Annotated in this window: 13 protein-coding genes; 9 read left to right on the forward strand and 4 right to left on the reverse strand. The window is 64.9% G+C overall.

The genetic code is table 11. The features are described from left to right. Positions 1 to 128 precede the first annotated feature (128 nt). The 5 genes from FIU89_RS11480 (at position 129) to sucD (ending at position 5,000) form a co-directional block, all read left to right on the forward strand. Positions 129 to 1,343, forward strand: coding sequence for an alanine--glyoxylate aminotransferase family protein (locus tag FIU89_RS11480; RefSeq protein ID WP_152492721.1), 1,215 nt, complete (start codon positions 129 to 131; stop codon positions 1,341 to 1,343). 79 nt (positions 1,344 to 1,422) lie between these two features. After that, a complete protein-coding gene (locus FIU89_RS11485; RefSeq protein WP_152492722.1) occupies positions 1,423 to 2,400 on the forward strand; it encodes a D-glycerate dehydrogenase in 978 nt (325 codons plus the stop codon). A gap of 41 nt (positions 2,401 to 2,441) precedes the next feature. Further along, on the forward strand, positions 2,442 to 2,669 hold the full coding sequence (locus FIU89_RS11490) for an N-(5'-phosphoribosyl)anthranilate isomerase (protein ID WP_152492723.1): 228 nt from the start codon (positions 2,442 to 2,444) through the stop codon (positions 2,667 to 2,669). 259 nt (positions 2,670 to 2,928) lie between these two features. After that, on the forward strand, positions 2,929 to 4,119 hold the full coding sequence (locus FIU89_RS11495; RefSeq protein ID WP_152492724.1) for a malate--CoA ligase subunit beta: 1,191 nt from the start codon (positions 2,929 to 2,931) through the stop codon (positions 4,117 to 4,119). Beyond that, the gene (gene sucD, locus FIU89_RS11500; RefSeq protein WP_152492725.1) at positions 4,119 to 5,000 is read left to right on the forward strand and encodes a succinate--CoA ligase subunit alpha; all 882 of its coding nucleotides are present in this window, start codon (positions 4,119 to 4,121) and stop codon (positions 4,998 to 5,000) included. The genes FIU89_RS11495 and sucD overlap by 1 nt, the downstream gene beginning before the upstream one ends. Positions 5,001 to 5,236: 236 nt before the next feature. Here sucD and FIU89_RS11505 read toward each other — a convergent pair whose 3' ends face one another. Together FIU89_RS11505 and FIU89_RS11510 are read right to left on the reverse strand one after the other, a co-directional pair. Beyond that, positions 5,237 to 5,620 (reverse strand): cell division protein ZapA, encoded by a 384-nt coding sequence (locus FIU89_RS11505; protein WP_152492726.1) that lies wholly within the window; start codon positions 5,618 to 5,620, stop codon positions 5,237 to 5,239. Then, complete coding sequence (locus FIU89_RS11510) at positions 5,620 to 6,162, reverse strand: hypothetical protein (RefSeq protein ID WP_254701654.1); 543 nt, start codon at positions 6,160 to 6,162, stop codon at positions 5,620 to 5,622. The genes FIU89_RS11505 and FIU89_RS11510 overlap by 1 nt, the downstream gene beginning before the upstream one ends. Positions 6,163 to 6,481: 319 nt before the next feature. Between FIU89_RS11510 and tkt the strand changes: the two genes are divergently transcribed. Together tkt and FIU89_RS11520 are read left to right on the forward strand one after the other, a co-directional pair. Then, positions 6,482 to 8,497, forward strand: coding sequence for a transketolase (gene tkt, locus FIU89_RS11515; RefSeq protein ID WP_152492727.1), 2,016 nt, complete (start codon positions 6,482 to 6,484; stop codon positions 8,495 to 8,497). A gap of 79 nt (positions 8,498 to 8,576) precedes the next feature. Continuing rightward, positions 8,577 to 9,779, forward strand: a complete 1,203-nt coding sequence (locus FIU89_RS11520) for a PQQ-dependent sugar dehydrogenase (RefSeq protein WP_152492728.1) — start codon at positions 8,577 to 8,579, stop codon at positions 9,777 to 9,779. A gap of 74 nt (positions 9,780 to 9,853) precedes the next feature. Here the strand turns inward: FIU89_RS11520 and FIU89_RS11525 are convergent, their stop codons facing one another. Next, on the reverse strand, positions 9,854 to 10,825 hold the full coding sequence (locus FIU89_RS11525) for a DUF808 domain-containing protein (RefSeq protein ID WP_152492729.1): 972 nt from the start codon (positions 10,823 to 10,825) through the stop codon (positions 9,854 to 9,856). 169 nt (positions 10,826 to 10,994) lie between these two features. On the opposite strand from FIU89_RS11525, the gene gap reads away from it, so the two are divergent. Then, positions 10,995 to 11,996, forward strand: coding sequence for a type I glyceraldehyde-3-phosphate dehydrogenase (gene gap / locus FIU89_RS11530; protein ID WP_152492730.1), 1,002 nt, complete (start codon positions 10,995 to 10,997; stop codon positions 11,994 to 11,996). A 136-nt stretch (positions 11,997 to 12,132) separates the two neighbouring features. Then, positions 12,133 to 12,276: a hypothetical protein gene (locus FIU89_RS22295; RefSeq protein WP_172978096.1), complete on the forward strand. Its 144-nt coding sequence runs from the start codon at positions 12,133 to 12,135 to the stop codon at positions 12,274 to 12,276. 9 nt (positions 12,277 to 12,285) lie between these two features. Here the strand turns inward: FIU89_RS22295 and coaD are convergent, their stop codons facing one another. Beyond that, positions 12,286 to 12,780: a pantetheine-phosphate adenylyltransferase gene (gene coaD / locus FIU89_RS11535; RefSeq protein ID WP_152492731.1), complete on the reverse strand. Its 495-nt coding sequence runs from the start codon at positions 12,778 to 12,780 to the stop codon at positions 12,286 to 12,288. Positions 12,781 to 12,820: the final 40 nt, after the last annotated feature.

Consider the following 12,820-nt stretch of genomic DNA (forward strand, 5'->3'; position numbering starts at 1 on the left):
CCCGGGCGGGTAGGAATTACCCACCCAATGGGCGGTTTCCTCCCTGTTTTGCCGCGAACGGGTCTTCACAGACACGAATTGCGTGCTACGACCCTGCGTCAAGTCATGTGACAGGGAGCGAGAACATCATGAACGGTTACCAGCATCTTTACATCCCCGGCCCCACCAATGTGCCGGAACCCGTGCGGCAGGCCATGAACGTGCCGATGGAGGACATGCGCGCACCCGACTTCCCCGACCTGGTGACCGGCCTGCTGACCGACATGAAAAAGGCCTACCGGCTGGAGAATGGCCGGGTCTTCATCTTCCCGTCCTCGGGCACGGGGGCGTGGGAAAGTGCCATCCAGAACACGTTGCAACCCGGCGACAAGGTCCTGATGTCGCGCTTCGGTCAGTTCTCGCTGCTCTGGGTGGACATGGCCGAGCGCCTGGGCCTGGACGTGGTGCTGTGCGAGGTGGAGTGGGGCAAGGGCGTGCCGTTGGAGGAATACGCCAAACACCTAAAGGCGGACACCAACCACGAGATCAAGGCGGTCTTCGCCACCCAGAACGAAACCGCGACCGGCGTGACCTCGGATATCGAGGGCGTGCGCAAGGTTCTCGACGATGCGGGCCATCCGGCGATGCTGTTCGTCGATGGCGTCAGTTCCATCGCCTCGATCGAGTTCGAGATGGAAAAATGGGGCGTCGACCTGGCTGTTTCCGGCTCGCAAAAAGGCTTCATGCTGCCGGCGGGCCTTGGCTTTCTCGGTGTCAGCGACAAGGCGCTTGAGGCCAACAAGCGGCTGGCCAATTCCGGTATGTCGCGCTGCTATTTCAGCTTCGAGGACATGATCAAGCTGAACGACACGGGCTATTTCCCCTACACGCCCGCCACCCAGCTTCTGCGCGGGCTGCGCTGTTCGCTGGACATGATCCTTGAGACCGGAATGGAGTGCATCTGGGCACGTCACAAGCGGCTGGCACAGGGCGTGCGCGCCGCGGTCGAGGCCTGGGACGGCTGCGAACTGGTGGCACGCGGACCCGAATGGGAATCCGACACGGTCTCGGCCATCTATGCGCCCGAAGGCGTGGATGCCCGCGACGTGATCTCGACGGCCTACAACAAGTACCAGACCTCGCTTGGCACCGGCCTGAACAAGCTGGCGGGCAAGGCGTTCCGCATCGGGCACCTCGGCTCGCTGAACCCGGTGATGCTGTGCGGGGCGATCTCGGCCGCCGAAATGGCGCTGGTCGATGCCGGCGCCAAGATCGAGCCCGGCTCTGGCGTGGCCGCCGCGCAGGCGCATTACCGCGACACGACACCCGACAATGCCAAGGCCAGCCCCGCCAAGGCGGCGTGATCCCAAAGGGTTGATTGCAACTGCCCTGCCCTTGGCCCATTCTGCGCCAAGGGCGGATCACGACAAGGGAAGAGACATCATGAAAATTCTGGTAACGCGCGCCTGGCCGAAGGCGACCGAGGACCGTTTGACCAATGCCGGGCTGGGCGAGGTGACGCTGCGCCACCCCGACACGCCGATGAGCCATGACGAGTGGATGGACGCGGCCAAGACCTATGACGTGATCATGCCCACCGTGTCCGACAAGATCCCGGCGGAGTTCTATCCGGCGGCCAAGGGCAAGGTGAAGATCTTTGCCAACTATGGCGTCGGCTTCAACCATATCGACATCGACGCGGCGGCGGAGAACGACATCACGGTGACCAACACGCCGGACGTGCTGACCGACTGTACCGCCGACCTGGCGATGGGCCTCTTGCTGGCGGCCGCGCGCCGCATCGGCGAAGGCGAACGCGAGACCCGCGCGGGCGACTGGGAAGGCTGGCGGCCGACGCACATGATCGGCAAGAAGGTCACGGGGGCCACGCTGGGCATCATCGGTTTCGGCCGCATCGGCCAGGCGATGGCGCGCCGGGCCCATAACGGGTTCGGGATGCGGGTCGTGTTCCAGGACGCCTGGGAGGTGCCCGAGGACATCAAGAGCGCCAACGGCAACGCCGAACAGCTGCCCAGCATGGTCGAGGTCGCGGCAGAGGCCGATTTCCTGTCGCTGCATTGCCCCGGTGGCGCAGACACCTACAAGATGATCAACGCTATCATCTTCGGCGCCATGAAACCCGGCGCGATCCTGGTGAACTCGGCGCGCGGTGACGTGGTGGACGAAGACGCGCTTTTCGATGCGCTCGATTCCGGCAAACTGGCGGCAGCGGGGCTTGATGTGTACCACAACGAACCGGCGCTCGCCCCGCGTTTCCTGAAATACGACAACATCGTTCTGGCCCCGCACCTGGGCAGCGCCACGGACGGCACGCGCGAGGCCATGGGCTTTCGCGCGATCGACAACCTCGAAGCATTTCTCAAGGGCGACACGCCCGGCGACCTCGTGACGCCGAAATGACGTTTACCGCGCCTTAACCAAGGTGTGCAAAGGATCGGGCCATGAGTCAGAATGGCCCGATCACCCCCGATGCGTGGATGGCGGATGTCTTTCGCGCGAAAGCTGCCAGAGACGGATGCATCATCCGCCGGCGTCTGCGCGATATCGACCGATATGTAGGTCGCGCCGCATTTCTTTCCGAACTCGAAAGACGAGGTTTCCAGGCGATGGAAAACGCCGGTCAGCTTGTGATCTTCTGCAATCGAGAACCGGTTCGCCGGGTGCTCTGAGCCGATTTTTTGCAAAAAATCGGATTGGAAAATGCTATTTTCCAATCCGGAATTTTCGAAAATTCCGGTTGCCTCGACCTTCACACGAGCGCCCTGACGGCATCCCGCCGCATTCCGCAGCGCCCGCCACGGGTAGCCCGCCCTACCCGTTCCGGCCCGTCCCCCAACCCGGGGTGCACATTGCTACCCGGGCGAAAGTATCGCACGCCCCTCTTTCCCGGCACAGTCGGACCCAACACGATGCGAGGAGGGCATGTGCATGGACATCCATGAATTCCAGGCCAAGGAGCTGCTGAGCGGCTTCGGCGTGAACATACCGCGGGGTGGCATCGCCTACAGCCCGGAACAGGCGGTCTATCGCTGTTCGGAACTGTCGGGCAAAAGCTGGGTCGTCAAGGCGCAAATCCATTCCGGCGCCCGTGGCAAGGCCGGTGGCGTGCGCGTCTGCAAATCCGAGGAAGAGGTCTGGGATGCAGCCTCGTGGATGCTGGGCCGCAAGCTCGTGACCCACCAGACAGGCCCGAACGGCAAGCTGGTCAGCCGTCTGTACGTGGAAGAAGCCACCGACATCGCGCAGGAAATCTACCTGGGCTTCGTGATGGACCGCAAGCTGGAGCGCGTGGTGGTCGTCGCCTCGGCCCAGGGCGGCATGGAGATCGAGGAGATCTCGGAAAGCGAACCCGACTCGATCATCCGCTCGGTGGTCGACCCCGCGGTGGGTATGCAGAACTTCCAGGCACGCGAGATCGCCTTCTCGCTGGGCCTTGATCCCGCGCTGATCAACCAGGCGGCCAAGACGATCATGGGCTGCTACCGGATGATGTGGGAGACCGACGCCAACATGGTCGAGATCAACCCGCTCGTGGTGACCGGTTCGAACGAGATCGTGGCGCTGGATGCCAAGGTCAGCTTTGACGAGAACGCGTTGTTCCGGCACCCGCATATTTCCGAGCTGCGCGACAAGAGCCAAGAGGACCCGCGCGAGACATACGCGGGCGACCGTGGCCTCAGCTATATCGGCCTCGACGGACAGATCGGCTGTATCGTCAACGGCGCCGGCCTCGCCATGGCGACGCTCGACATGATCAAGATGGCCGGCGGCGAGCCCGCGAACTTCCTCGACGTGGGCGGCGGCGCCAGTCCCGAGCGAGTGTTGCAATCATTCAAGTCGGTGCTGAACGACCCTAATGTAGAGGCGATCCTGGTGAACATCTTCGCCGGCATCAACCGCTGCGACTGGATCGCCGAGGGCGTGATCCTGGCGGTCAAGGAACTGGACCTGAAGATGCCGCTGGTGGTGCGCCTTTCGGGTACCAATGTCGATGAAGGCATGAAGCTTCTGGCCGACAGCGGGCTGGACATCGAAACGGCCTCTTCTCTTGCGGAGGCGGCGGACAAGGTGGTGGCCGCGTGGCGCTCCACCGACAGCGCATATGCGGAGGCAAGCTGATGGCGATCATCATCGACAAGGATACCCGCGTTCTGGTCACCGGGATCACCGGCAGGATCGGCAGTTTTCACGCCCAGGACATGATCAACCACGGCACCAACGTCGTGGGCGGCGTGACGCCCGGCAAGGGCGGCACCAAGCATCTGGGCCTGCCGGTGTTCAACACGGTGAAGGGTGCCGTGGCCGAGACGGATGCCGAACTGGTCGTCAGCTTCGTGCCCCCGCCCTTTGCCGCGGATTCGATCATGGAAGCGGCGGATGCGGGCATCAAGACCTGCGTCTGCATCGCCGACGGCATCCCAGCGCAGGACATGATCGACGTGAAACGCTACATGCGGCGCTACAAGGCCGAGAAACGGATGCGCCTCATTGGCCCCAACTGCGCGGGGATCATCACGCCCGGACAGGCCTTCGCCGGGCTGATGCCGCCCTCGATCTACAAGCCGGGGCGCGTCGGCATCGTGGGCCGCTCGGGCACGCTGGGCTATGAGGCGGCCAGCCAGATGAGCGCGCATGGCATCGGGGTGAGTTCTTCCATCGGGATCGGCGGGGATCCGATCAACGGGTCGAGCTTCAAGGACATACTGGAGCTGTTCGAGGCCGACCCCGACACCGACGCGGTGGTGCTGGTGGGCGAGATCGGCGGCCCGCAGGAGGCCGAGGCGGCGGAATATATCCGCGATCACATGACCAAGCCGGTGGCGGCCTATATCGCGGGCCTGTCGGCCCCGAAAGGGCGGCGCATGGGCCACGCGGGCGCCATCGTGTCGGCCTTCGGCGAGTCGGCGCAGGAAAAGGTCGACATCCTGAAACAGGCGGGCGTGACCATCGTGCCGACGCCGTCCTCCTTCGGGGAAGTGGTCAAGAAAATGGTGGCCTGACCCACGTCAGGGCGGCGCGCACTCTCCCAAGCGTTGCGCCGAACCTGGGCCATCACGAAGCCCCGGCATGTCAAGTGCCGGGGCTTATTCTTTCCAGGGGCCTGCGCCGCAAAGCTGATGCGAAGCGTCCGGTCCTTAACCTGACACATCAGATAAATGCGGGGCACCTGCATAGGCCAGGCCCTGCACTGCGCAGCGCCGAAAGCCGTGATCCACGTCGTTCGAAACGCTTTGGGTCAGCGCTCGATCTGGTCTGCAAGGCTCTCGGCCCGGGCGGCGATCTCGGCCAACGATTCCGTCACCTGTTCCGGGATGACCGCCACCTCGACGCGTTCGGGTTCGGGCTGGGGCGCATTGCGCAGCTGGTCCAGTTCGGCTTCCTTCTCGGCCATCTTGTCCTCGGCCTCGCGCAGCTTGTCCTGCACGCCCGCGGTCTTGTCGGCCAGCATCAGGCCCGCCATCAGCAACATGCGCGTCTCGGGGATGCGGCCGATCTGGGCAGACAGCACGCTGGCCTCTTCGTCCAGCATCTTCGCGGCGGCATGCAGATAGTGTTCTTCGCCGTCCTGGCAGGCGACCTCGAAGGTGCGTCCCCCGATCTCGATCTCGACTTCGGGCATCAGGCGTCCTCCGCATTGGATGTGTCGGGCCTGGCCGCGCCTTCCAGTACGGCGGTCAGTTCCGACAGGATGGCACTGGTCTCGGCCCGGTCGGCGGCGCGGTTGGCGCGCAGGCTTTCCAGTTCCGCCATCATGGATTTGTTGATCAGGTGCGCCTCGCCAACGCCGGCGGCATTGGCTTCGCGCAGGGCGACGTTGTTGTCGCGCAATTGCTGATTGGCCCGGCGCAGGGATTGCAGCTCGCCATCGAGCCGTGACAGCGACTGGGCGTTCTGCTCGCGCAGCGCCTCCAGTTCCTCCTCCAGCGCGTTGCGCTTGTCGCGCAGGGACTTGACCCGCTCTTCAAGCTGTTCGCTCGCCAACTTCTCATCTGCAAGGGCCTGCTTCACCTCGGCCAGTTCGGCGGGGTCCACCGCGGCCCCGGCGCCCGCCTCGAGCCCACGCCCGATGCGGTCCAACGCGGCGTTGATCCGCCGCTCCAATTCCACTATCTCGCTCATCTCCTCGGTCCCCGTCTGGCTTTGCCCGTCGCGGCAGGTCATGGATCGGCACCCTGCACATCGGCACGAGTGCCGAAGAGTGCGCGAATCGCCCGCCTTAAGCATGTGCTGCAACTCTAACCAATGGTTACAGAAATTGCGCCCCTTAACGTGATACTGCAACCCAAGGCGTTTCGCGACAGACCTGAGGTGCAGCTACCCGCGCAACGCGGCACGACAGCCAATCGTTGCCTGCGTTTCGCCATTGGATGATGCCTCGGGTCAAAGGCGAAACGCTTTGGGGCGGCGCGGGGGCGCTTGATCTTTGCTTCGGGGCTGGTATGCACGGCCCCGAATGCCATTTCCAAAAGGACGCTGCCCCGTGGATATCGCTGCCCTGCGCTCTGCTCATCCCGATCACTGGAACAAGGCCGCCGCCATTCGCGCGCTGACGCTGGATGCGGTCCACGCGGCCAATTCGGGCCATTCCGGCATGCCCATGGGCATGGCCGACGTGGCCACCGTGCTGTACGAGAAGCACCTGAAATTCGACGCAAGCGCCCCCAACTGGCCCGACCGGGACCGGTTCATCCTGTCCGCCGGACATGGCTCGATGCTGCTCTACTCTCTGTTGTACCTCACCGGCTACGAGGGCATGACGCTCGACCAGATCAAGAACTTCCGCCAGTGGGGCGCGATCACGGCGGGCCACCCGGAAAACTTTCTGCATGACGGGATCGAGACCACCACCGGCCCGCTGGGCCAGGGCATCTCGAACGCCGTGGGTTTCGCCATCGCCGAAGAGGCGCTGCGCGCGCGGTTCGGCAAGAAGGCGGTGGATCACCACACCTATGTCATCGCCGGCGACGGCTGCCTGATGGAGGGTGTCAGCCACGAGGCCATCGGCCTGGCCGGGCGGCTGGGCCTGGGTAAGCTGATCGTGCTGTGGGACAACAACAACATCACCATCGACGGCAAGGTCGATCTGGCCAGCCGCACCGACCAGGTGAAACGCTTCCGCGCCGAGGGCTGGCAGGTGATCGAGATCGACGGGCACGACCCCGAGGAGATCGACGCGGCGCTGACCAAGGCCAAGACCGGCCGGCGCCCCACGATGATCGCCTGCAAGACGCATATCGCGCTGGGGCACGCGGCGCAGGACACCTCGAAAGGTCACGGCGCGCTGACGGATGCCGATCAGATGGCGGCGGCGAAAGAGGCCTATGGCTGGACGACCGGTCCGTTCGAGGTGCCCGCCGACATCAAGAAAGCCTGGGAAGCCATCGGCAAGCGCGGCGCCGAGGCGCACGCCGAGTGGAAGACCCGCATGGGCGAGCTGAGCGAGCGCCGGCAGGCCGAGTTCACCCGCGTCATGGACGGCGAGGTGCCGAAATCTCTGGCCTCGCGCATCCGCGCGCTGAAAAAGCAGATTTCCGAGGAATGCCCCAAGGTCGCCACCCGCAAATCCAGCGAGATGGTGCTGGAGGTCGTGAACCCGGTCATGCAGGAAACCATCGGCGGCTCGGCCGACCTTTCCGGTTCGAACAACACCAAGTCGGGCGACATGACCGTCTTCGACGAGGGCAACCGCAAGGGCCGCTACATCCATTACGGCATCCGCGAGCACGGCATGGCCGCCGCGATGAACGGCATGGCCCTGCATGGCGGCATCCGGCCCTATGGCGGCACGTTCATGTGCTTTACCGATTACGCCCGCCCCGCGATGCGGCTGGCCGCGCTGATGAAGGTGCCCAGCGTTTTCGTCATGACCCATGACAGCATCGGTCTGGGCGAGGATGGCCCCACCCACCAGCCGATCGAGCATCTGGCGATCAGCCGTGCGACACCCAACACCAACGTCTTCCGTCCCTGTGACACGGTGGAAACTGCCGAGGCATGGGAACTGGCGCTGACCTCGAAATCGACGCCGTCGGTCCTGTCTCTGACGCGTCAGGGCGTGCCGACGCTGCGCACCGTGCACAAGCAGAAGAACCTGACCGCGCAGGGCGCCTATGTGCTGGCCGATGCCGAGGGCAAACGCCAGGCGCTGTTGATGGCGACGGGCTCGGAAGTGGCGATTGCCATGGCCGCGCGGGACCTCTTGCAGGCCGAAGGCATCGGCACGCGCGTCGTCTCGATGCCCTGCTGGGAGCTTTTCGAGGAACAGGACGAAGCGTACCGCCGCAAGGTCCTGCCTGCCGGCCCCGTCCGCGTCGCGGTCGAGGCCGCGATCCGCTTCGGCTGGGACCGCTGGCTTTTCGGCGAGCGCGGCAAGCGCGAGAAATCGGGCTTTGTCGGCATGCACGGCTTCGGCGCGTCCGCCCCGGCCGAGGTCCTTTACGAGCAGTTCGGCATCACCGCCGAGGCCGTGGCCGAGAAGGCCAAGTCGCTGCTCTGACGCATCTGTGATCGCGCGCGCGGGAACCGCCCTCGCGCGCGCGGGTTTTCTCCTCGTTGCATCAGAGGAGATCCCCCACATGACATTTCGCCCGATCCTGACAGGAACCGCTCTTGTCGTCGCCCTGCCCGCCTTCGGGCAGGAATTCGAGCGTGAACCGCGCAACACCGATCTCGAACCGGCCTTCGAGGGCCAGTTCCGCGCGCCGCTCGACACCAGCGACGTGGACCTTCTGGTCACCGATATCGCGACCGGGCTGGAACATCCCTGGGGGATCGCGATCCTGCCGGAGGACGGCGGCTACATCGTGACCGAACGCCCCGGCCGCCTGCGCCACGTGGCGGAGGACGGAACGCTGTCAGACCCCATCGCCGGAATGCCCGAGGTCGCGGCCCAGGGTCAGGGCGGGCTGCTCGACGTGGTGCTGTCCCCCGATTTCGCCGAGACCCGCCGGATCTATATCAGCTACGCCAAGCCGGTCGGGGACGGTCTGATGGCGACCGCCGCGGCCTATGGCACGCTGAGCGAGGACATGACCGAGGTGACCGACCTGACGGAGATCTTCGTGCAGGAGCCGGGCGCCACCGTGGACAAGCATTTCGGCTCGAGACTCGTCTTCGATGACGCGGGGCACGTGTTCATCACCACCGGCGAGCATTCCTCGATGGAATACCGCGACTACGCGCAGGATACGTCCAACACCTTTGGCGTCATCGTCCGCATGACGCTTGACGGCGAGGTTCCCCAGGACAATCCGTTCGTGGGCGACGAAGACGCCATCGACAGCATCTGGTCCTACGGCCATCGCAACGTGCAGGGGGCCACGATGCGCGATGGGAAGCTCTGGACCATCGAACACGGCCCCAAGGGCGGCGACGAGCTGAACCGGCCCGAACCCGGAAAGAACTATGGCTGGCCGGTCATTTCCTACGGCGAGACCTATGGCGGCGCACCCATCGGCTCGGGCGAGGCACAGCGCGACGGCATGGAGCAGCCGGTCTATTTCTGGGACCCGGTGATCGCACCGGGGGACATGACCTCGTATGACGGCGGCGTGTTCAGCGATTGGGACGGTGATTTCCTGATCGGGTCGCTGAAGCCGGGCGGCATTGTCCGCCTGGAAATGGACGCCGACGGCAAGGTTGCCGCCGAAGAGCGTCTGGCGATGGATTTGGGCCGCGTGCGCGACGTGGATGTGGACGGCGACGGGTCGATCCTGGCGATCACGGACTATGCCGACGGACGCCTTGTGCGGATTACGACCGACGGCGCGGGCGGCTGAGGCCGGGCATCCCGCCCCCCCGAGCGTGATCGTGGGCCATCGCCCTATCGAGGGTTTGCGATGTCAGGCGCGGCTCAGTGGGCCGCGCCTTTTCCGAACACCGACGCCCAGACCGGCGCGACGAATTTGGTGCCGATCGGAATGAGCACCAGCCCGAGGGCCAGCCCGATCACGCCGTCCACGGCCGCCTGCACCCCCCAGGCGACAAGGCCCTGGAACCGATCCACCGCATGGGCGGCGTCCTCGGCCCAGTGGTGGATCGTGTCATAGGGCATCGACCAACCCATCTCTGCCAGGCTGTGCAGGATGATCGAGCCCCCCACCCAGAGCATCGCCGCGGTGCCCACGATCATCAGCAGCTTCATGAAATAGGGCATCCCCTTGACGATCCCGCGACCCAGGGCGCGCGTGACGCCGAAATTGCCGTTCTGCGCCATGAAAAGCCCCGCGTCGTCGGCCTTCACGATCAGCGCCACCGCGCCGTAGACGACCACGGTGATGCCCACGGCGACCACGGCCAGTGTCGCGGCCTCCATCCAGAAATTGCTGGGCGGAATGTTCGACAGCGCGATGGTCATGATCTCGGCCGACAGGATGAAATCCGTCTTGATCGCCCCCTGCACGCGCTTTTCCTCCAGATGCGCGGGATCCTTGGTCTGGTGACTGCCGTCCGGCCCGCCGTGATGCTTGCCCACGCCAAGCGCATGGGCCACCTTTTCAGCCCCCTCGAAGCACAGGTATGCGCCGCCCAGCATCAGCAAGGGCGGAATCAGCCACGGCGCGAAGTTGGCAAGCGCCAGCCCCGCCGGCAACAGAAAGACCAGCTTGTTGAACAGCGACCCGCGCGCGATCTTCCACACGATCGGCAATTCACGGGCGGGCGCGAAGCCCCGCAGGTATTTCGGCGTCACGGCGGCATCGTCGATCGCCGCGCCCGCCGCCTTGGCCCCCGCCTTGGCCGCCTGACCCGCCACGTCGTCGACCGATGCCGCCGCCAGCTTTACCAGGCTCGCCACATCGTCCAGCAATGCCAGAAGTCCACTCATGCTCTTGCCTCTCGTTACGCTTCGTCGAGTATTGTTGGCGCAATCATGCCCCGTGGCAGCGGGTTTGCGCAAACGGTTAACGCTAACACGCGAAACCCCTGCGTTTTAAGGGTTTCAGCGGCGCGCCCTTGGGTCTATATCGCCCCCAACACCCGGATAGGAGAACAAAATGACCGTCACCGTCGGCATCAACGGATTCGGCCGGATCGGCCGCTGCACCCTGGCCCATATCGCGGCCAGCACGCGCAACGACATCAAGGTCGCCAAGGTCAATGCCACCGGCCCGCTGGAAACCGCGGCACACCTGATGAAATACGACAGCGTGCATGGCCGCTTTCCGGGCGACATCACCCTGGGCGACGGCACGATGGATCTGGGCCGCGGCCCGATGGAGATGTTCTCGACCTACGACATGGACGAACTGGACTGGTCCGGCGTCGACGTGGTGCTGGAATGCACCGGCAAGTTCAATGACGGCGAGAAGGCGAAAAAGCACCTCGACCGCGGCGCGGGCAAGGTCCTGCTGTCCGCGCCCGGCAAGAACGTCGACCGCACCGTGGTGTTCGGCGTCAACGACGGCGAATTGCAGGCCGGCGAGCGCATGATCTCGAACGGCTCCTGCACCACCAACTGCCTTGCCCCGGTCGCCAAGGTCCTGCACGAGAGCATCGGCATCGAGAGCGGCATCATGACCACGATCCATGCCTATACCGGCGACCAGCCGACGCTCGACCGCCGCCACAGCGACCTTTACCGCGCCCGCGCCGCGGCCATGTCGATGATCCCGACCTCCACCGGCGCCGCCAAGGCCCTGGGCGAGGTGCTGCCCGACCTCAAGGGCAAACTCGACGGCTCGGCCATCCGCGTGCCCACGCCGAACGTGTCGGCGGTGGACCTGACGTTCCTGGCCCAAAAGGATGTGACCGCGGACGACGTGAACGCCATCATGGCCGAAGCTGCGGCAGGTCCAATGAAGGGCGTTCTGGGCTACGATCCCGAACCCAAGGTGTCGGTCGATTTCAACCACACCGAGGAAAGCTCGATCTTCGCCCCCGACCAGACCCGCGTGACCGGCGGCCGGCTGGTGCGCGTTCTGGCATGGTACGACAACGAATGGGGCTTTTCGTGCCGCATGGCCGACGTGGCCGTCGCGATGGCCCGTCTCGCCTGACGCCACCCAGGCGGCAGTGACACGGTCAGGCCCTCCGGCAGCGCACATGCCGGGGGGCTTTTTCATCCCCTTGCATGACGCACCCCGGCTGAGGCATACGGGGCGTGGGTCCGGGGCGGAGACACGAAAGCGGCACATGACGAACAAGATCGCGCTTTTCCTCGCCCTGCTGATCATCGCGGGACTTGGCTGGGACTACTATTACAACGACATGCAGGCGTCGTTCTTCCTGGCCCGCAAGACAGTCGACCTGATCGAGTGGCTGGCCTTCTGGCGCTAGGTCGGGCCCTTAGTCCCGGAAACGCTCTTCCAGCGCCTCCTTGACGGCAGGAGTCACGAAGCGGGTCACATCACCGTGCAGCCGCGCGATTTCCTTGACCAGCTTGCTGGCGATGGCTTGCCGGCGCGCGTCGGCCATCAGGAACACCGTCTCGATCCGGTCGTCCATGGCGCGGTTCATGCCGACCATCTGGAATTCGTACTCGAAATCCGCCACGGCGCGCAGGCCGCGGATGATCACGCTGGCGCCCACGTCGCGGGCGCAGTCGATCAGCAGGTTTTCGAACGGATGCGCCACGATCTCGGTGCCCGTGGCGGCACTGATGCCGATGCATTCCGCCTCGACCATCGCCACGCGCTCTTCCAGCGTGAACAGAGGGCCCTTGTCGCGGTTGATGGCGACGCCGATGACCAGCCGGTCCACCAGTGTCGCCGCGCGGGCGATGATATCCGTATGACCCAGGGTGATCGGATCGAACGTTCCGGGATAGAGACCGATGCGCATGGGGTCTTCCTTCGTGTCGTGACGACCTGCAAGCAACTAC

Origin of the sequence: Roseovarius sp. THAF27 (genome assembly GCF_009363655.1) — a bacterium.
Taxonomy (GTDB): domain Bacteria; phylum Pseudomonadota; class Alphaproteobacteria; order Rhodobacterales; family Rhodobacteraceae; genus Roseovarius.

Coding starts and splice junctions, on each gene's coding strand:
- FIU89_RS11510 (WP_254701654.1), bottom strand. CDS start 6,162: ATGACCTGCCGCGACGGGCAAAGCCAGACGGGGACCGAGGAGATGAGC.
- gap (WP_152492730.1), top strand. CDS start 10,995: ATGACCGTCACCGTCGGCATCAACGGATTCGGCCGGATCGGCCGCTGC.
- FIU89_RS11480 (WP_152492721.1), top strand. CDS start 129: ATGAACGGTTACCAGCATCTTTACATCCCCGGCCCCACCAATGTGCCG.
- FIU89_RS11520 (WP_152492728.1), top strand. CDS start 8,577: ATGACATTTCGCCCGATCCTGACAGGAACCGCTCTTGTCGTCGCCCTG.
- FIU89_RS22295 (WP_172978096.1), top strand. CDS start 12,133: ATGACGAACAAGATCGCGCTTTTCCTCGCCCTGCTGATCATCGCGGGA.
- FIU89_RS11505 (WP_152492726.1), bottom strand. CDS start 5,620: ATGCCCGAAGTCGAGATCGAGATCGGGGGACGCACCTTCGAGGTCGCC.
- FIU89_RS11525 (WP_152492729.1), bottom strand. CDS start 10,825: ATGAGTGGACTTCTGGCATTGCTGGACGATGTGGCGAGCCTGGTAAAG.
- FIU89_RS11490 (WP_152492723.1), top strand. CDS start 2,442: ATGAGTCAGAATGGCCCGATCACCCCCGATGCGTGGATGGCGGATGTC.
- FIU89_RS11485 (WP_152492722.1), top strand. CDS start 1,423: ATGAAAATTCTGGTAACGCGCGCCTGGCCGAAGGCGACCGAGGACCGT.
- coaD (WP_152492731.1), bottom strand. CDS start 12,780: ATGCGCATCGGTCTCTATCCCGGAACGTTCGATCCGATCACCCTGGGT.
- sucD (WP_152492725.1), top strand. CDS start 4,119: ATGGCGATCATCATCGACAAGGATACCCGCGTTCTGGTCACCGGGATC.
- FIU89_RS11495 (WP_152492724.1), top strand. CDS start 2,929: ATGGACATCCATGAATTCCAGGCCAAGGAGCTGCTGAGCGGCTTCGGC.